General features: G+C 70.2%; 17 protein-coding genes. 4 read left to right on the top strand and 13 right to left on the bottom strand.

All coding sequences use genetic code 11. From position 1 onward, the window contains the following. Positions 1-4 precede the first annotated feature (4 nt). Positions 5-2,254, top strand: a complete 2,250-nt coding sequence (locus tag HUS56_RS01735; RefSeq protein WP_173921696.1) for a cation-translocating P-type ATPase — start codon at positions 5-7, stop codon at positions 2,252-2,254. A gap of 55 nt (positions 2,255-2,309) precedes the next feature. On the opposite strand, the gene HUS56_RS01730 is transcribed toward HUS56_RS01735, so the two are convergent. Both HUS56_RS01730 and HUS56_RS01725 read right to left on the bottom strand, forming a co-directional pair. After that, on the bottom strand, positions 2,310-3,290 hold the full coding sequence (locus HUS56_RS01730; RefSeq protein ID WP_217423911.1) for an alpha/beta fold hydrolase: 981 nt from the start codon (positions 3,288-3,290) through the stop codon (positions 2,310-2,312). Positions 3,291-3,349: 59 nt separating this feature from the next. Continuing rightward, on the bottom strand, positions 3,350-3,727 hold the full coding sequence (locus HUS56_RS01725; RefSeq protein WP_173921694.1) for a hypothetical protein: 378 nt from the start codon (positions 3,725-3,727) through the stop codon (positions 3,350-3,352). A 77-nt stretch (positions 3,728-3,804) separates the two neighbouring features. On the opposite strand from HUS56_RS01725, the gene HUS56_RS01720 reads away from it, so the two are divergent. Further along, positions 3,805-5,484, top strand: coding sequence for a glycosyltransferase (locus tag HUS56_RS01720; RefSeq protein ID WP_173921693.1), 1,680 nt, complete (start codon positions 3,805-3,807; stop codon positions 5,482-5,484). 70 nt (positions 5,485-5,554) lie between these two features. Here HUS56_RS01720 and HUS56_RS01715 read toward each other — a convergent pair whose 3' ends face one another. The 3 genes from HUS56_RS01715 to HUS56_RS01705 all read right to left on the bottom strand — a co-directional run bounded on the left by HUS56_RS01715 (position 5,555) and on the right by HUS56_RS01705 (position 9,758). After that, entirely contained in the window at positions 5,555-6,979 is a 1,425-nt protein-coding gene (locus HUS56_RS01715; protein ID WP_173921692.1) for a DUF2252 domain-containing protein, read from the bottom strand. A 41-nt stretch (positions 6,980-7,020) separates the two neighbouring features. Next, a complete protein-coding gene (locus HUS56_RS01710; RefSeq protein WP_173921691.1) occupies positions 7,021-8,319 on the bottom strand; it encodes a serine hydrolase in 1,299 nt (432 codons plus the stop codon). A gap of 95 nt (positions 8,320-8,414) precedes the next feature. Next, positions 8,415-9,758: an ATP-dependent RecD-like DNA helicase gene (locus tag HUS56_RS01705; RefSeq protein ID WP_173921814.1), complete on the bottom strand. Its 1,344-nt coding sequence runs from the start codon at positions 9,756-9,758 to the stop codon at positions 8,415-8,417. A gap of 168 nt (positions 9,759-9,926) precedes the next feature. On the opposite strand from HUS56_RS01705, the gene HUS56_RS01700 reads away from it, so the two are divergent. Then, on the top strand, positions 9,927-10,973 hold the full coding sequence (locus tag HUS56_RS01700; protein WP_173921690.1) for a hypothetical protein: 1,047 nt from the start codon (positions 9,927-9,929) through the stop codon (positions 10,971-10,973). A gap of 29 nt (positions 10,974-11,002) precedes the next feature. Here HUS56_RS01700 and HUS56_RS01695 read toward each other — a convergent pair whose 3' ends face one another. The 6 genes from HUS56_RS01695 to HUS56_RS01670 all read right to left on the bottom strand — a co-directional run bounded on the left by HUS56_RS01695 (position 11,003) and on the right by HUS56_RS01670 (position 16,045). Further along, the gene (locus HUS56_RS01695) at positions 11,003-13,042 is read right to left on the bottom strand and encodes a cytochrome c oxidase assembly protein (RefSeq protein ID WP_217423910.1); all 2,040 of its coding nucleotides are present in this window, start codon (positions 13,040-13,042) and stop codon (positions 11,003-11,005) included. Positions 13,043-13,289: 247 nt separating this feature from the next. Then, complete coding sequence (locus HUS56_RS01690; RefSeq protein ID WP_173921689.1) at positions 13,290-13,577, bottom strand: HU family DNA-binding protein; 288 nt, start codon at positions 13,575-13,577, stop codon at positions 13,290-13,292. A 325-nt stretch (positions 13,578-13,902) separates the two neighbouring features. Then, a complete protein-coding gene (rpsN, locus tag HUS56_RS01685) occupies positions 13,903-14,208 on the bottom strand; it encodes a 30S ribosomal protein S14 (RefSeq protein WP_173921688.1) in 306 nt (101 codons plus the stop codon). A gap of 3 nt (positions 14,209-14,211) precedes the next feature. Next, on the bottom strand, positions 14,212-14,379 hold the full coding sequence (rpmG, locus tag HUS56_RS01680) for a 50S ribosomal protein L33 (RefSeq protein WP_021760158.1): 168 nt from the start codon (positions 14,377-14,379) through the stop codon (positions 14,212-14,214). Further along, positions 14,379-14,615, bottom strand: coding sequence for a 50S ribosomal protein L28 (gene rpmB, locus HUS56_RS01675; protein ID WP_136708936.1), 237 nt, complete (start codon positions 14,613-14,615; stop codon positions 14,379-14,381). The genes rpmG and rpmB overlap by 1 nt, the downstream gene beginning before the upstream one ends. A 194-nt stretch (positions 14,616-14,809) precedes the next feature. Then, entirely contained in the window at positions 14,810-16,045 is a 1,236-nt protein-coding gene (locus HUS56_RS01670) for a M23 family metallopeptidase (protein WP_173921687.1), read from the bottom strand. A gap of 168 nt (positions 16,046-16,213) precedes the next feature. Here HUS56_RS01670 and HUS56_RS01665 point away from each other — a divergent pair, with 168 nt between their 5' ends. Continuing rightward, positions 16,214-16,606, top strand: coding sequence for an MmcQ/YjbR family DNA-binding protein (locus tag HUS56_RS01665; RefSeq protein ID WP_173921686.1), 393 nt, complete (start codon positions 16,214-16,216; stop codon positions 16,604-16,606). 32 nt (positions 16,607-16,638) lie between these two features. Here the strand turns inward: HUS56_RS01665 and HUS56_RS01660 are convergent, their stop codons facing one another. Together HUS56_RS01660 and HUS56_RS01655 are read right to left on the bottom strand one after the other, a co-directional pair. Next, a complete protein-coding gene (locus HUS56_RS01660; protein ID WP_173921685.1) occupies positions 16,639-17,034 on the bottom strand; it encodes a Fur family transcriptional regulator in 396 nt (131 codons plus the stop codon). Then, positions 17,031-17,873, bottom strand: coding sequence for a metal ABC transporter permease (locus HUS56_RS01655; protein ID WP_173921684.1), 843 nt, complete (start codon positions 17,871-17,873; stop codon positions 17,031-17,033). The genes HUS56_RS01660 and HUS56_RS01655 overlap by 4 nt, the downstream gene beginning before the upstream one ends. Positions 17,874-17,939 lie beyond the last annotated feature (66 nt).

The raw sequence follows: 17,939 nt of genomic DNA, 5'->3' as shown, positions 1-17,939 counted from the left end.
GCTGATGACCGACACGACATCGACGCGACGGCTCGACCTCGACATCGGGGGCATGACGTGCGCGTCGTGTGCGATGCGCATCGAGAAGAAGCTGAACAAGCTCGACGGGGTCACCGCGACGGTGAACTACGCCACCGAGCAGGCCCGCGTCGAGGCGCCGGCCGGCTACGACCCCGCCGAACTCATCGCCGAGGTCGAGAAGTCCGGGTACACGGCGACGCTGCCGGTCCCGTCACGCGAGTCGACGCGGGCCGAACCACGAGACCCCCGCGATGACGAGCTGCGGTCGCTGCGCACTCGGCTGCTCGCCAGCGTGGTGCTGACCATCCCGGTGATCGCCATGTCGATGATCCCGGCCCTGCAGTTCACGTACTGGCAATGGCTCTGCTTCGCGCTGGCCGCACCGGTCGTGCTGTGGGCCGCGTGGCCGTTCCACCGTGCGGCGCTCGTCAATCTGCGCCATGGCACCGCGACGATGGACACGCTCATCTCCGTCGGCACCATGGCGGCCCTGCTGTGGTCGACCTGGGCGCTGTTCCTCGGCACCGCCGGAATGCCCGGCATGACGCATCCGTTCGAGCTCACCATCGCTCCCTCCGATGGAGCATCGAACATCTACCTCGAAGTCGCCGCGGGCGTGACGATGTTCGTGCTGGCCGGACGCTACTTCGAGAAGCGCTCCAAGCGGCGGGCGGGCGCGGCACTGCGGGCGCTGCTCGAGCTCGGAGCGAAGGATGTCGCGGTGCGTCGCAACGGCGCGGAGGTGCGGATCCCGGTGGAGCAGCTCGCCGTGGGCGACGAGTTCATCGTGCGACCGGGCGAGAAGATCGCGGCCGACGGCGTCGTCACCGAGGGGCGCAGCGCCGTCGACACCTCGCTGCTGACGGGGGAGTCGGTTCCGGTCGAGGTGGCCGTAGGCGACACGGTGATCGGGGCGACCGTCAACGCAGGTGGGCGACTCGTCGTTCGGGCCGGCCGCGTCGGGTCCGACACGCAGCTGGCGCAGATGGCCCGGCTCGTCGAGGACGCGCAATCGGGCAAGGCCGAGGTGCAGCGACTCGCCGACCGCGTCTCGGGGGTGTTCGTGCCGATCGTGATCGCGCTCGCCGTCGCGACCCTCGGGGCGTGGCTCGGAGGCGGGTTCCCGCCCGAGGCGGCCTTCACCGCAGCCGTCGCGGTGCTCATCATCGCGTGCCCGTGCGCACTCGGGCTGGCCACGCCGACCGCCCTGTTGGTCGGCACCGGCCGCGGCGCTCAGCTCGGCATCCTGATCAAGGGTCCGGAAGTCCTCGAGCAGACCCGCCGGATCGACACGATCGTGCTCGACAAGACGGGCACGGTCACGACCGGCACCATGACGCTCACTCGGGTGCACACGGCTGCGGGCACGGCCGAGCGCGACGTGCTGCGCTACGGCGGCGCTGTGGAGGCGGCATCCGAACATCCGATCGCACGCGCGGTCACCACCGCGGCAGCCGAACGCACCGGCGCGCTGCCCGATGTGGAGTCGTTCACGGCGCTCGAGGGTCGCGGGGTGCAGGGGGTCGTCGACGGTCACCTCGTCGTGGTCGGTCGCGACCTCCTGCTGCAGGACTGGGCGATCGACGTGCCCGACGAGCTCGACGTGGCCGTTCGCGACGCCGAACTGGCGGGCAGCACCGCCGTGCTGGTCGCCTGGGACGGCGCCGCGCGAGGCGTGCTGGTCGTCGCCGACCGCGTCAAGCCGACGAGCGCCGAAGCGATCGGGCAGTTCCGCCGCCTCGGCCTCTCCCCCGTGCTCCTGACGGGCGACAACGCGGCGGTCGCCCGCGATGTCGCCCGGCAGGTCGGGATCGACGAGGTGATCGCCGAGGTGCTGCCGCACGACAAGGTCGACGTCGTCGCACGCCTGCAGGCCGAAGGCAAGGTCGTCGCGATGGTCGGTGACGGGGTGAACGACGCGGCCGCGCTGGCGCAGGCCGACCTCGGCCTCGCGATGGGAACCGGAACGGATGTCGCCATCGAGGCCGCCGACCTCACCCTCGTCCGCGGCGACCTCCGCGCGGCGGCGGATGCGATTCGCCTCTCGCGGCGCACGCTGGGGACGATCAGGGGCAACCTGTTCTGGGCGTTCGCCTACAACGTCGCTGCCATCCCGCTGGCCGCGTTCGGCCTGCTGAACCCGATGCTCGCGGGCGCGGCGATGGCCTTCTCGAGCGTGTTCGTCGTCACGAACAGCCTGCGCCTGCGCGGGTTCCGGTCGGGCATCCGCTAGGCGATCGACGAGCGCGTGCAAGCGTGCTGCTTCCTTCGCAATCGCGGCGTCGGCGTCACCCACCGGCGGAATCCGCCCCCTCACGAACGAGATCGACCACGGTGACGACCGCTTCCGCGACGAGGGCCGGCTGCTCGTAGTGCACGTTGTGACCGCTGTCGGTCTTCGTGATGTGCACGGCACCGGGCACGAGCTGGGCGAGCCGTGCCTGACTCTTGGCCCGCGCGGCATCCGTCACATACCCGAAGTCGTCGGGGATCTCGTCGCCGATCACCCCGGCCGCTTTCAGCGCTGGGATGGTCGGGCCGATCGGCTCGTCGGAGGTGAGCACGATGAGCGGCATCGGCGACACGGGTGGCGCCGCTCGCAACTGGTCGAAGCTGGTGTCGGCGTCGACCCACTCCAGCGGCGGATACTCGGCGATCGCCGCGTCGATGTCGCCTCTCAGGAGCGGAATCTGGATCTGCCACTGCTCGGGCGTCATGGCGTCCTGCAGGCCCTCGGAGAGCGCGTCGACGAGCACCATTCCCGCCACCTCGTCAGGATATGTGGAGGCGTAGAGGCGCGCCGCGAGACCGCCTGCGGAGTGGGCGACGAGCACGACCGGTTCGGCGATCTCCGCGGCAGCCAGGAGGGCGTGCAGGTCGTCGACCATGGCTGCCGCGGTGGCCGGTTGCTGCACCGGGTCGCTTCGACTCGGGCTGTCACCGACGGGGGTTCCCGGCCGGTCGTAGGAGCAGACCCGCGTCTGTTCCGCGACGAGGGAGAAGACTGGCGCCGAGTCGACGCCGTCGGCCGTGATGAGCCAGTCGTCGGCGGAGGCACGCTGCCCCGACACGAACAGGACGGTCGGTGTGCCGGTGCCGCTGCACTGAAGGTACATCTGTCGTCCGCCGCCGATGTCGAACGTGCCGGCCACGTCCAGCTCGGGCGACGGCGGCTGGGACGACGCCGAGGTCGTCGTGTCGTCAGCGGGCCCGTCGGGCGATGCGGCGCACCCCGAAAGGGCGATCACCGCACCTGCGACTGCAGTCACGGCGACCGCCTTCGCCCACATGGGACACCTCGATTCGGCCGGATGCCGCCGGCCACCGATCACGCGGTGCGGAAGAACTCGTTCGCCTTCTCGCTGAAGAGCAGCACGAGGCCGATGACGGCCAGCGCCGCCGAGATGATCGCCGACCAGAGCTGGTTCGGTGCGGTGAACATCGTGATCACGGCGGAGACGAGGTTCAGCGCGAACACCACCGCGGCGACGATCCGGGCGGTGTTGTTCCCCCGCAGCAGGCCGACGCCGACGGCGATCGTCAGGATGCCGATGATGATGCTGAGCCAGGCGACCCACATGACGGGTGCGGCGTCGGAGGCCGCGCCACCGACGAGCAGGAGGATGCCCGTGATGAGCGTCAGCACACCGTTGATCCAGGCGATGATGGCGACGAGTGTGACCCCTCCGGGGCGAGGACCGACCACGATGGCTCTCCTTCGAACGGTGGACGAGATGCCACACCGTACCGCCCTGCCCGTGCTGCGGGCATCACCCAATACGAGTGAAACGCCTCCGCTTGGGGCGGTCGATCGCGCGCCTGTTCCCGTGGCACGGCGGCGGTGAGTACGGTGAGGTGATGCGAGACGAGGCGCCGACCAGGTCGTCGACCGTCCGCCTGCCCGAGGGGCGGCTGCTCGCCGTGACGTGGGGCATCCCCGACGACTTCGGCGGCATGACGTCGGCCCTCCTGCACCGGTCGCGAGCGTTCGTCCGGCTGGCAGGCCGAGAGGTCGACGTCGTCACGTTCGACGAGCGCCCCGATTACCCCGCCGTGCGGCAGCGGCTCATCGATGCGGGCGAGTTGATTCCCGGCATCCGGTTGCACAACCTCCACGAAGACGTTCGCGAGGGAAGGTTCTCGGGGCAGTGGCCGACGAAGTGGGAGCGGTACGCCGCGTGGCTCGACGGTCTGATCGGAGACCAGCCGGCCTTCGCCATCGTCGACAGCAAGACGACCGCGCGGTTCATGGCGCAGTACCGCCGCCCCAGCGTCGTCACCGCGCACGTCGTGCACAACTCGCACCTCGAGGGCGGCGACCGGCCCCTCGGCCTGTTGCGGGAATCGCGCCGGTCGGTCTTCGCGCACCTCGAGCGGTTCGATGCCGTGGTCTTCCTGACCGAGCGACAGCGAGCGGATGCCGCGGAGCTCCTGTCCGACCCCGGCAACCTCGCGGTCGTGCCGAACGGGGTCGAGCTGCCCGCGGCCGGTCCCGCGGACGCCGCAGACGACGACCGCGACCCGACTGCCGGCGTCGTGCTCGCCAGCCTCACCCCACGCAAGCGCATCGACCACGCCGTCGACATCGTGGCGGCGCGCCGGGATGCGGGTACGCCGGTCTCGCTCACGATCTACGGCGACGGACCTGAGGCTCCGGCGCTCGCCGAGCGCGTCGCTGCCGCCGGTCTCGAGCAGTCCATCTCCTTCGCGGGCCATCGCCGGGATGCGGCGGAGGCCTTCCGGCACGCCTCGTGGACCCTCCTGACCAGCCAGTTCGAAGGCGCACCACTCGTGCTCGCCGAGGCGATGTCACGGGGCTGCCTTCCCATCGCCTACGACATCCCATACGGGCCGGCCGATCTCATCGACGACGGCGTCGACGGGTTCCTCGTGCCCGACGGGGACAGGGCGGCGGCCGGCGCTGCCATCGGACGGATCGCCGACCTGCCGTCCGACGTGCAGCGCCGCATGCGACAGGCGGCGAGGCGGGCAGCAACGCGGCACGAGGATGCGGCCGTCGTCGCCGAGTGGGCACGAGTGCTGGCGGACGCGGCGCGATGGCACGCGCGTCCCACTCCGCCGCTCGACGCTTCGCTCGAGAACGTCAGGCTCCGCTTCCGTCGGGGCCGCATCCTGGTGAGTGCGAACCTGCGCGGTGTCCCGCAGGGGGCGCGGGTCGCGATCTCCCTGCGTCAGCCGAAGAGCGGCGCATTCGTGCAGACCCGCATGCCGGCCCGAGACGCACGACTGACGTGGCGGCTCGATGCCGAGCGCAGCAGGCTCGTCGGCGGGCGCAACACGCTGGTCTGCTCCATCGCGCTCGAGGCCGAGGGCGCGCGTCAGGAGTTCCCGCCGGTGCGCGCCTTCCCCGATGCCCGCTCGCCCATCCGTCGTGCCGCGCAGCGGCTCGCCCGCGTGGTGCGCACGCCCGCCGGGAGATCATCCACGGCTCGACCCCGGTGACCTGGCGGTCGGGTCGGAGCGGCGCGGGAACGTGGAGTCGCCTTCCGAGCGGCCCGCCGTGCCGGTCGCGTCAGGCGAGTGCTGCCGCCTCCAGTCGCCCCGAGTCGACCGCCGCACGGAACTCCGCGAAGTCACGCTCGTTCTGGTCGGCGTAGGCGATCGCGTACTCGGCGAGCGCCCGGTCCATCCGGTCGGTCGAGCCGAGGTAGGCCGCGATCGACACCCGATCCCCTGAACGCGCATGCGCACGAGCGAGGGTCTCACCGCAGGCATTCGCATAGAGCTCAGCACCCGAGGGAACCATGATCTCGACGTCGACACCGCCCTTCCAGTCGTGCAGCTGCCGCAGGTAGAAATCGCGCGTCACGCCGTCGTACCCCGTCACCTGCTGCCACCCGAGGAAGATGTCGCTCGCCGCCTGCATGAGTCGCTGTCCGCGCACGACGCGCTCGCCGTGCTGTGGGTACTCGCTGGGCGGCAGGAACCGCTCGAGCACCGACCCCTCCGCCTCCTTCGCCTGGAGCAGCAGCGGGTCGGCGTCGTCGCGACCGCGCAGCAGCACGATCCACGCGCGCGTGCCGACACTGCCGACGCCCACCACCTTGCGAGCCATGTGCACGTAGCTGAACTCGGCGAGCGGATGCCGCGTACCGGGCAGTGTCGCCTGGTAGCTCTCGAGCATCGCCTGCATCTGCTGCACGTCCTCCTCGAGCGTGCGGCCCTCTGGACGAAGGTCCTCGAGCGGCACGATGAGGGGCGGATCGGCAGCGATCCGCATCTCGCCGTCGATGACGCGGACGAGCTTCGAGAATGCCCGGAGGCTGTCTCGGCCGCGGGCCTTCGCGAGGGCCGCCTCGGTGCGCTTCACCAACCGCTTGTCGAGGCGACGGGCCTCCTTCTCGGAACGAACCCACATCGAGGCCGCCTCGGCGTCGAGCCGGTCGTACCAGGCCTCGAGCACTCGCGACTCGGCAGCACGGCGCATGCGCGTGCGATACCCCCGCACCGCCGCACGGTTCACCGCGTCGCGTTCCGCGTCACTGAAGCCGCGATGGCGGCCGGCGACCTCGAAGCTCACGACGAGCCGCTTCAGGTCCCACTCCCATGGCCCCGGCAGGGTCTCGTCGAAGTCGTTGATATCGAACAGCAGCCGGCGCTCGGGCGTGCCGAACACCCCGAAGTTCGACAGGTGCGCGTCGCCGCAGATCTGGGTGGTGATGCCCGAGACGGGCGTGCCCGCGAGGTCGGCCGCCATGACGAGCGCCGCACCGCGATAGAAGGTGAACGGCGAGACCGACATGCGCGCGTGTCGGATCGGCACCAGCTCGGGCACCCGCGTGGTGGCCTGCTCCTCGAGCAGCGAGATCGGGTCGAAGCGATCGGCGGGTGGCACCCACGAGGCGTGGCTCGAGCGGGGAACGCGGCGACGCGCTTCGCGTCCGAAGGCTGCCCGGCCGGCGAAATCGGTGGGCGATGGAGCCCCTTGCACGTCCATGGCGTCCTCCCTGGGCGTTCGTCCCGCCGACCGCTGCGGCGTCAGCCGGCCGCCGGCGCCTCGCCGGGCGGCGGGCACTTCGCCAGCTCCAGCATCTTCGCCGTCGCCTGGTCGACCGACCAGGGCAGCTCGACCAGCGGAAGCTCGCGCCCGTCGGCCGGGGTGGCCTTCGATCCGAGCGAGGCCAGCGCGAAGGCCACCTCCCGTACGAAATCGGCACCGGAGGTCGAGTTGTTCAGCGCGACGACGACCGTGAGACCCGTGTCGGGATCCGTGAACGCGGCCGACAACGCGCCGATCGACTCACCGGCCGCTCCACGCATCGGCCCGTACTGCTGGGCGCCGATGCCCGCCGACTGCCACGCAGGCGTCGTCCCGCCCAGCGGAACCACCGTCCACTGCGCCCGCGCGGTCGCCTCCGAGAGGAGCGCGCCCGTCGCGAAGGCCTCGTTCAGCCTGGCCGTCTCCTCGAGGTTCGACACCGCGCCGGCCGCCGTGCCGCCGCTGGAGCTCGACTGGTCGGAGTCGTCGACCACCACTGCGCAGTCGACCGCACCGGTCTGGGCGATGCCCGCCGAGTAGCCGCCGAGCACCCCCGGGTGCTCCATCACCTCGGGCGCGGGGAGGCGCGTGTCCTCGAGGCCGAGCGGATCGAACACGTACTGCTCGGCGAGCTCCGACCATGAGCGACCCGTGCGCCGTTCGAGCGCCTCGGTGAGCAGCATGATGCCGGTGCGCGAGATCCGCACCTGTTCACCGGGCGGGCCGGTACGGCTCAGGGCGAGCCCGTTCGAGAGCAGTTCGTTCACCGGCCAGTTGCGCTCGGGGTTCGAGACGAAGTGGCTGCGCAACGAGGGGTAATAGTCGGCGAGGCCCGACGTGTGGCGGCACAGCTGCTCGAGCGTGATGCCGTCGAGTCCCGGGATCCAGTCGACGTACTCGGCGACCTCGTCGTCGAGCGCGACCTCGCCGGAGTCGACGAGTCGCAGCAGGATCGTGCACGTGATCTCGGTGGTCACCGCAGTCATCCGGAACTCGGTGTCGGTCTTCACTGCCGGGGCGCCCTCGGTGAAGTCGACCGTACCCGAGGCTCCCGTCCACTCCCCCGCCCATGGAGCCCACACTCCGGCCACGCCCCCGCTCGAGCCGCTGAGCAGCACGGCCTGGTCGAGCACCGCCTCGAGCTCGGTGGTCAGGTCGTCGGGCAGCGAGGCGTCGACGGGATCGAACTGGGCCGCGGGATCGAGTCCGCCGCCCGTGCATCCCGTGAGCGCGATGGCGGCCAGTACGACGACGGCGGGAAGGACCCGCCGTCGTGTGCTTCGCAGACGTTCAGCCACCGAGCCCCCTGCCGTGTGTCCGCAGTGATTGTAACCCGGTGAGGTGGCGACAACCATTTCCGCCGTGGGGCGGCGTTCGAACCGGGTCGGGTGAGCTACTCGGCCTCGCTCGTGGGCCCGGTCGTGCCGGGTGGGTCGAGCGCCCCGCCGAGCTCGTGCACCGCGCCCGACATGAACCGCTCCACGTCGCGGTCGACCATGATGTCGTTCGGGCGCAGCGGCCGGCTGAGGTAGAGGCCGTCGAGCGCGGTGAGCCGGCTCAGCGCGACGTACGTCTGGCCGGGACTGAAGACCCGCGCGCCGAGGTCGACGATCGCCGATTCGTACGTCGCCCCCTGCGACTTGTGGATCGTCACCGCCCAGGCGAGTCGCAACGGGAACTGGGTGAACTCGGCGACGACCTGCCGTTCGAGCTTCTTGCGCACGGGGTCCCAGTCGTACTTGTACTTCTCCCAGGTGACGGGTGCGACCTCGTGCTCCTCACCGTCGATCTCGACCCGCACCTCCCGTCGTATCGAGGTCACGGTGCCGATCGTGCCGTTCACCCACCGCTGCGCCTCGGGGCCGATCGCCGTGTCGTTGCGGAGGAACATCACCTGCGCCCCAACCTTGAGCTCGAGCCGCTCGTCGGCGGGGAACGCCCGGCCGCCGAAGTCGCCGTTCACCTCGGCCTCGCTGGCCTGCGAATGCCCCGGCAGTCGATGCAGCTGCGTCGCGTTGATGCGGTTGACCATGTCATTGCGGGTGGCGAGCGTGATCGCTCCGTGCTCGGGCAGGGGCCGCCGTGCGCCGACATCGTTCAGCACGCCGGCGATCTCGGCGGTGACACGCCCGTGCCGCACCGCGTTCAGCATGACCTTGAACTCGTCGTCATGCTGGCGATGCACCTCGCCAAGCTCGAAGATCCGCAGATCGGCCTCGTTCCAGACGCGGGCGTCGAAGAACCACATCGACGCGTACGAGTCGGCGAAGTACCGCCGCTCGTCGAGATCCCCGGGCACCGGAGCCAACTGGTACGGGTCTCCGAAGAGCACGACCTGCGCACCCCCGAACGCCTCGTGCGGTCGCTGGCGGGCCTGCCGGAGCGACCGGTCCATCGCGTCCATGAGGTCGGCGTTCACCATCGACACCTCGTCGACGACGAGGGTGTCCATGGCGTTCAGGATCTTGCGCACGGCGTCGTTCTGGTCGATCTGGTGGTCGGCGATGACCCCGATGGGCAACCGGAAGAGCGAGTGGATGGTCTGGCCGCCCACGTTCAGGGCGGCCACCCCGGTCGGCGCGCAGATGACGATCTGCTTGTTCGTGTGCCAGTTCAGGTGGTTCAGCAGCGTGGACTTGCCGGTGCCTGCGCGACCCGTGACGAACACGTGGTCGCGGGTGCCCTCGATCGCCTGGAACACGGCGGCCTGTTCGCGGGTGAGGGTCACGTTCTGCACGGTGTTGCCTTCGAGCTGGCGATCGGATGCCGCGAGCGGCCCCGCGGCGATGGCGCCGAGTGGGCGCGCTCCCACTGTAGACCGCGCCGGCCGGTCGGGGCGCGAGCGCGGGAAGGGCTGGGGATACCTCGCCCGAGTCCGCGATGGGGCCCACCTAGACTTGTGCGGGTGGATGCATCAGGGGTGGCGAGGGGTCGGTTGTCACCCATGGCCGTCGGAGGCTGGGTGCTCCTCGCGATGCTGCTCGTCGGAGCCTTCCTCGCCGCGCTCGGCGGGCTCAACCAGACGATCTACGGGTCATCGAGCTTCGTCGAGCGCTACCTCGAGGCCATCGCCGACGACGACATCGCCACCGCGTCCACCACGCCGGGCGTCGCCCTCGACGCCGGCGAGATCGCGGCGCTCGGCCTCCCCGAGGGCGTCTCGACCGCCATGTTCCGCTCCGACGTCATCGCATCCGGGCCCGACGACGTGCGCATCGTCAGCGACATCGCGAACCCCGACGGCTCCCATTCGGTGACCGCGAGCTACCGCCTCGAGACGTCCATCGTCGAGACCACCTTCGACGTCCGCCCGATCGAACCCCTGTACGGCCTCCTGCACCGTTGGGAGTTCGCGGTGAGTCCCATCGCCGTCATCAACGTGACGGCGGCGCACAACCCGCTCTTCACCGTCGGCACGCTCACGCTCGACACCCGTGCGAACAAGACCGGCGACGAGCTCGCGGCTTTCACGCAGGTCGCGCCGTATCTCGCGATCGCGCCCGCCGTGTACGAGTTCGGGTACACGTCCGACCTGCTCGAGGCGGTGCCGACCGAGGTGGTGGTCGAGCCGGCCGCCAACGCCGCCGTCACGGTCGATTCCGTCCCCACGGCCACGTTCGTGCAGCGCGTGCAGCTGAAGGTCGACGAGTACCTGCAGCAGTGCACCGACCAGGAGGTGCTGCAGCCCGCGGGGTGCCCGTTCGGGATCCAGATCGACGACCGCGTCGTCAGCCCGCCGGTGTGGAGCATCGTCACGTCGCCCGTCGTCACGCTCGTGCCGGGCGAGACGGCGTTCGAGATGCCGCCCACCGAGGGCGTCGCCCACGTCTCCGTGGAGGTGCAGTCGCTCTTCGACGGCGAGTTCTCGCAGGTCGAGGAGGACCGACCGTTCACGCTCGCCCTCACGGCCTCGATCAGGCCCGACGGCAGCATCGCGATCCAGTTGAAGTGAAGCGGGGATGCCGCGGCATCCGCCCCCGGTCACCCCTGCCGGTCGTGGTCGGCGATCGCAGCGAGCCGCGCGTTGTACTCCTCGAGCTCGGCGTCGCCCGTGCGGTCGGCGTGGCGGTCGCGCCGCTTCGATTCCTTCTCGTCGCTTCGCGCCCACTGCACCGCGACCGTGATGGCGAGCGCCACCGTCGGCAGCTCACCCACCGACCACGCGATGCCGCCACCCACCTGCTGGTCGGCGAGCGCATCGGTGCCCCACCCCATCGCGCCGTACCAGTCGGCCAGCAGCAGCCCGGTGCCCGACATGATCGCGAGTCCGAAGAAGGCGTGGAACGCCATGGTGCCGAGCAGCAGCAGGAGCCGGAACGGGTACGGCAACCGGTACGGCACCGGGTCGATGCCGATGAGCGACTGCACGAACAGGTACCCGGTGATCAGGAAGTGCACGATCATCCACTCGTGCCCGATGTGGTCGACGATCGTCCACCGGAAGAGGGGTGAGTAGTAGAACACCCACAGCGAGCCCGCGAAGAGCACGGCCGCGACGATCGGGTTGGCGATGATGCCGGCGAACCTGGAGTGCACGGCGAGCAGGATCCACTCGCGGCCACCGCGGGAGCCGTCCTTCCTGGGTCGGATGGCGCGGGCGGCGAGGGTCACGGGCGCGCCCGGCACGAGCAGCACGGGCACGGCCATCGTCAGTGCCATGTGGGCGCCCATGTGCGCCGAGAACAGGTACTTCTCGTAGACGTTGATGCCGCCGCTCGTGATGTACGCCAGCAGCAGCAGGCCCGCGATCCAGAGGATCGTGCGGTAGATCGGCCAACGGTCGCCACGGCGCCGCAGGCGGATGACGCCGGCGACGTAGAAGAAGATGCCGAACCCGCACGCCAGCCCCCAGATGAGGTGGGGCCGCCACTCGGTGAAGAAGCGCCACCACTCGGGCCACGGTGGCAGCGGCTCGCCGGTCAGGATCTCGGCAGGGGTGCGGGCGAGCGAGCCGACGTCCTCGACGACCGGCGTGGCGGTGCGGGCCAGGGCGGCCGCCACACCCGACGCGATGCCCATGAACGCGAGCTCCACGACGACGAGGAGCCAGAAGTCCTTCTGCCCGGATGCCGCGGGGCCGGTCTTCGACGCCGGTCGAGGAGTGCGCGACGACGTCGCACGCGCGTCGAGACCCGCGGCATCCGCACGAACCATGCGCTCGATCAGGAACCGACGCTGCACGGCGCCGAACAGCCCGAGCACGATGAGGGCGGCGACCTTCGCGAGCACGAGCACGCCGTACTGGGTGGCGAGTTGGTCCCAGGTGCCGATGCGCAGGGCGGCGCTGGCGTAGCCCGAGAGTGCGACGACGATGAAGCAGATCAGGGCGACGGTGGAGTACCGGGTCAGCACCTCGGGGAGCCGATCGGGGCCGAGCTCGCGGCGAAGCAGCACGATCGTGAGGAGTCCGCCGAGCCACGCGCCCGCGAACACGAGGTGCAGCCCGAGCCCGGTGACCGCGGCGTCGTGGCCGGCAGCGCCCGCCGCATGGCCCTGCTGTGCCATCGGCACGAGCGCGAAGACGGCGAGCACGCCCACGAACACGAGGGCGGTGTGGTTGCGCACCGCGAAGCACAGCACCGTGACCGCCGCGGCGACGAGCGTCGTGGTGAGCCAGGCGCGTCCGAGTTCGATCGTGGTGATGAACTGCCCGAGCCGTGCGCCGAACTCGTTGCCGAGGTCGACGGGCGTGCCGGTCACGACGATGAAGGTGAACACGCCGGTCGCGGCGCTGGCCACGGTGAGCACCGCGGCGGATGCCGCGGCCACGTCGAGTGCCAGGTCGAACTCGCGTCGCTTCGGGCTGAGCGCCCACAGCGCGAGCACGAGCGCGCCGATCATGCCCGCCGCGCCGAGGTTCACCACGAGCTTCGAGACGGGGAGGCCCCAGCGGGCGACCGGGCCCGGATCCTGGATCGGGAGCGGCGCGGCGCCGCCGCCGTACGCGAGGCCCGCGATCAGCGCGAGGAGCGCGACCGCGAGCAGCACGGCAGGGCCGAGCACACGAACAGAGCGGGGCACCGAACCAGCCTAGACGGCGCGCCTGAAGGCGCGGCCTCCGAGGACCCCCGAGGGGTCGCCCGAGGGGGCCGCGCAGGGGCGCCGCACTCACTCCGGGGCGTAACGCAGGAAACGAGGACCTCGCCCGGCTGTGGAGGCAGGCGAGGTCCCCATCTCCTGCGTTGCCAACGCCGACGAGGCATCCCGGCGCCGAAACGACGGAGGGGCGCACGGCCGAAGCCGCACGCCCCTCGCAGAGCCTCTGATGCTACTTGACGGCAGCCTTGAGCTTGGAGCCGGCCGAGATCTTGACCGAGTGGCCGGCGGGGATGTCGATCGTGGCGCCCGTCTGCGGGTTGCGACCGGTGCGAGCGGCGCGCGAGGTGCGCTCGACGGCGAGCCAGCCCGGGATGGAGACCTTGGTGCCCGACTTGACGGACTCGGAGAGCGCCTCGAAGAGACCGCCGAGCACGGAGTCGACGGTGGCCTGGCTCTGGCCCGTCGACGCAGCGATCTTCGCGACGAGCTCGGTCTTGTTCAGCGACTTGTCAGCCATTGAGTGTCCTCCTCGGACTTTCGCTGTTCGGTACAGCTATCGATGAGAGTCTCGGGAACGATCGTTCAACCGCCCCCATGGCCGTCAGGCCGCCTCGAATGTAACAGAGATCCGCGGAATCTCGCGGATTTCCGGGACTTTTCGATGGATCTCGCGAGCGGTCCACATCGAGCGGATGCCGCACCCCGCCCTCGGCGGTCAGGTGCGGCCTGTGGCACGTCGTCGGATCCGCGGCTCGCGGGAAACTGACGCAGAGACGAGATGGGCCGACGAACGACGAAGGGCACGTCCTCGAGGACGTGCCCTTCGTGTCAAGCGTCTTCGCTCACCAGCTCGACTTGGTGATGCCGGGCAGCTCGCCACGGTGCGCCATGTCGCGGAAGCGGACGCGCGAGATGCCGAACTTCGAGAGGTTGCCGCGGGGGCGACCGTCGATGGCGTCGCGCGAGCGCAGGCGCACGGGCGACGCGTCGCGGGGAAGCTTCTGCAGGCCGACGCGAGCGGCCTCACGGGTCTCGTCGGTGCCGTTCGGGTCGACGAGCGCCTTCTTCAGCTCGAGGCGCTTCGCCGCGTACCGGTCGACGATCGCCTTGCGCTGCTCGTTGCGCGCGATCTTGCTCTTCTTCGCCATGTCTTAGCGCTCCTCTCGGAAGTCGACGTGCTTGCGCACCACGGGGTCGTACTTCTTGAGCACGAGACGGTCGGGGTTGTTGCGACGGTTCTTGCGGGTCACGTAGGTGTATCCGGTGCCGGCCGTCGAACGGAGCTTGATGATGGGACGGATGTCCTGCTGCTTCGCCATCAGAGCTTCACCCCACGTGCCTGGATGTCCTTGACGACGGCCTCGATGCCGCGGGCGTCGATCACCTTGATGCCCTTGGCGGACACGTTCAGGGTGACGTTACGACGAAGCGACGGCACGTAGTAGGTCTTCTTCTGCACGTTCGGGTCGAAGCGGCGCTTCGTCCGGCGGTGCGAGTGCGAGATATTGTGCCCGAAGCCGGGAACGGCTCCAGTCACCTGGCACACTGCTGCCATTGGTCTTTCCTCCAATACCGAGGGGCGGATGCCCCTCCCAAGGTCTCTTGTCTGCAGACGCAACCCCATCCGCTCGCGCGGTTCGATACTGGGGGATTGTCCACGGTCTGAGCGGTGGAAGCGCCCAGCCAAAGGGAGAGCTTACCAGATCGGCTGATCGCGGTTGAAATCGAGCGGATGTCGCGGCAGAGCGCTCAGCGGTCGGGGAAGTTCACAATGCTGCCGTAGAGCGGGTAGGCCGCGGAGAGCTCGCGGGATTCGGGCGAGATCAGGAGCTCATCGCCCGTCAAGGCCGAGAAGTCCACGGTGCCGACGAGGGTGAACCGCTCGTGGACGAAGGGCAGGCTCCGTCCCGCGAAGAGGTCGGGCTTGTCGAGGAGGCCGAAGTGCAGGTGCGGACCCTGCGAGGGCCCGGTGTTCCCGAGCTTGCCGACCACGTCCCCCGCCTCGACGGCATCGCCGACCGCCACCGTGAGACTGTTCGGCTGCAGGTGCCCGTAGGCCGCGTAGACGTCGGGGGCGATCTCGAGGATCACCTGGTTGCCGCCGAAGCCCTCCTTGGTCTCAGGGGGCGTGGAGTTGAACGGGATCGACTCCTGAACGCCGTCGTTGACCGAGACGACGGTTCCGTCGGCGACCGCCAGCACGTCCGCTCCGAAGTCGTAGAACTGCTCGTTGCTGCTGCCGTCCCCGTCGTAGACCCGATCGCCCTTCACCAGGGCCCAGTCGATGGCGAAGGTCTCGGCCGTCGCGATGCGGAGTCCGTCGATCGAGAGTCGAAGATCCCGGTGGACGTTGGGTGAACAGCATGCGGAGGTGGCGATCCACCCGTCGCCCGCGACGGGGGGTGCGATCACCATGGCGTCCCTGCGGTCGACGACGACCTCGGGACCGTGCACGACCTGATCATCGATGATCACGCCTCCAGGCAGACCCTCGGGGAGCGTGTACTCGATCCGGTGCGTCACGCGCTCGGGCGCGTCGCCGGGCGGCAGCATCAGGTCGACGTCCACCGAGACGGCCGCCGATGCGGCGACCACCGGGGACGGTGCATGGGTGTACAGCGACTGGGTCGCTGCCGCGAGGTCGCCCCCGTCGATCTCCTGGAGCTCTGCGCCATCCGGACCGATGACCGTCACCCCCGTCAAGGTCACCGGATCGCTGAACACGTTGACGACGAGGAGCCCGTACTCGACGTGGTTCATCTCGTCGCTGCCGAGGACGACCTGGGCGTCGTGGATCGGCTGGACCAGGATCGCGCTCACCTGGTCGGCCGGCTGGGAGGCTCCCGGTGCCGATCCCGGCGTCTCCGAGGCATCCGTCGCATGCGGCGTCGGAGTCGACGCCACGTCGACGAAGCCCGAGCACGCGGTCGTCACCGACGCAACCGCAACGAGGCCGGCCGAGAACAGCACGGAACGAACTCGCATCAGTCATCCCCCATCGGCGGCCGACCTCCCCGCCCTCCGCATCGGCTGATCGCTCGGATGCGGGTCCCCTCGACGGTGGAGGTCCGCGAGTGACGTGTTCACTGTCACTATACGCGGCGCTGTCAAGGAGCGCATGCGGCGCGGCATCCGCGGGCGTATCCTACGCGCATGGCGACGTGGGACGACGTGCGCGATCTCGCGCTCGCGTTACCCGAGGCGAGCGAGCACCTCTCGCGCGGCAACGCGCAGTGGAAGGTGCACGCGAAGGGTTTCGTCTGGGAGCGGCCCCTGCGCCGGGCCGACCTCGAGTCGCTCGGGATCGCACAGCAGCCGGGTCCGGTGCTCGGCGCCAAGACCGAAGACGAGGCAGTCAAGCTCGCGCTCATCTCCGAGGATCCCTCCGTGTTCTTCACCACGCCGCACTTCGACGGCTACGCCGCAGTGCTCGTGCATCTCGACCGCATCTCCCGGCGCCGGCTCGGGGAGGTCGTCGCCGAGGCGTGGGCGGCGGTCGCCCCGGCGCGACTCCTTCGCGAGCACTTCCGGCACGAGCCCGACTGAGACGCGGCGACGACGACGGCACCGAGCGCAGGTCAGCCTGCGAAGGACTTCGTGCAGTTCTCGCAGAGCCCGAAGACGTCGACGACGTGGGCGGCACTCGTGAACCCGTGCTCGGACGCCACGCGCTTCGCCCACGCCTCGACCTCGTCGGCGGCGATCTCGACGGTCAGTCCGCAGTTGCGGCAGATCAGGTGGTGGTGGTGGCCGGTGGTCGTGCACGCCCGATAGAGCGCCTCGCCCTCTGGCGACTGCAGGGAATCGGCCTCACCCCTCGCGGCAAGATCGCCGAGCGCGCGGTACACCGTGGCAAGGCCGATCGGGGACCCCGTCGCGTGCAGCGACGAGTGCAACGCCTGCGCGCTGATGAAGCCGTCGGTGGCGTCGAGCGCCTCGCGAACGGCTTCGCGTTGCCAGGTGTTGCGTTTCATGCGATGCGTGCATCCTCTGCGGTCTCCACGGGGATGGAGACTCGGTTCCAAGGTAGCCCGCGCAGCTTGGAGATGCCCAAGGCGAGCAGGAAGAACGCGGTCGCCGCGAGGGCGATCGACGGGCCGGCTGCAATGGCGAACGCGCGCGACGCCAGGACGCCCAGCACTCCCGACGCCGCACCGATCAGGGGCGTCGCCATCAGGATGCCGCGATACGTCGGCACGACCAGGCGCGCCGCCGCCGCCGGTGCGGCGATGAGCGCGATGGCGAGGATCGCGCCGACCGCCGGCAGGGCGCTCACGACGGTCGCGGCGGTGAGCGCGAGCACGAGCAGCTCGATCGGCCACTCGCGGTATCCGGCGGCGCGGAACCCCGCCGGATCGAACGTCGAGTACGCGATCTCCTTGCCGAACATCGCCACGAGCGCGACGGCGACGAGGGCGATGGATGCCGCGAGGAGAATATCTCCGTCGGTCACCGTGAGGATCGAGCCCACCAGCAGTGATTCCGCCCGCACGGGCACGCCGGGAAGGAGGGACTGCAGCAAGGCGCCGGCAGCGAACCCGCCCGTGAGCACGATACCTGCGGCGACCTGCGCGCCCTGGCGTCGCACCCTGGCGATGCCGGCCATCACCCCGACGAGGACGACCGAGGCAACGGCCGCCCCCAGCGGCACGCTGATGCCGAGCGCGGCTGCCGCCACCGCTCCCGGGTAGGTTCCGTGCGTGAGCGCCTGGGCGAAGAAGGTGCGACGTCGGAGCACGACGAGTGCGCCGACGAACCCGGCGCCGGCTCCGATGACGATGGCCGCGACGAGCGCTCGCTCGAAGAACCCCATCAGCGCCCCTCCCCCACGTCCGCGGGTCGAGACGTCCCCGCAGGTACGGCGGGCGCTCCTCGACCC

The organism is Agromyces sp. Marseille-P2726 (genome assembly GCF_902809835.1).
Taxonomy (GTDB): Bacteria; Actinomycetota; Actinomycetes; order Actinomycetales; family Microbacteriaceae; genus Agromyces.
The sequence above is the reverse complement of the archived record's forward strand: the minus strand, read 5'-3'. Positions and strand labels throughout refer to the sequence as shown.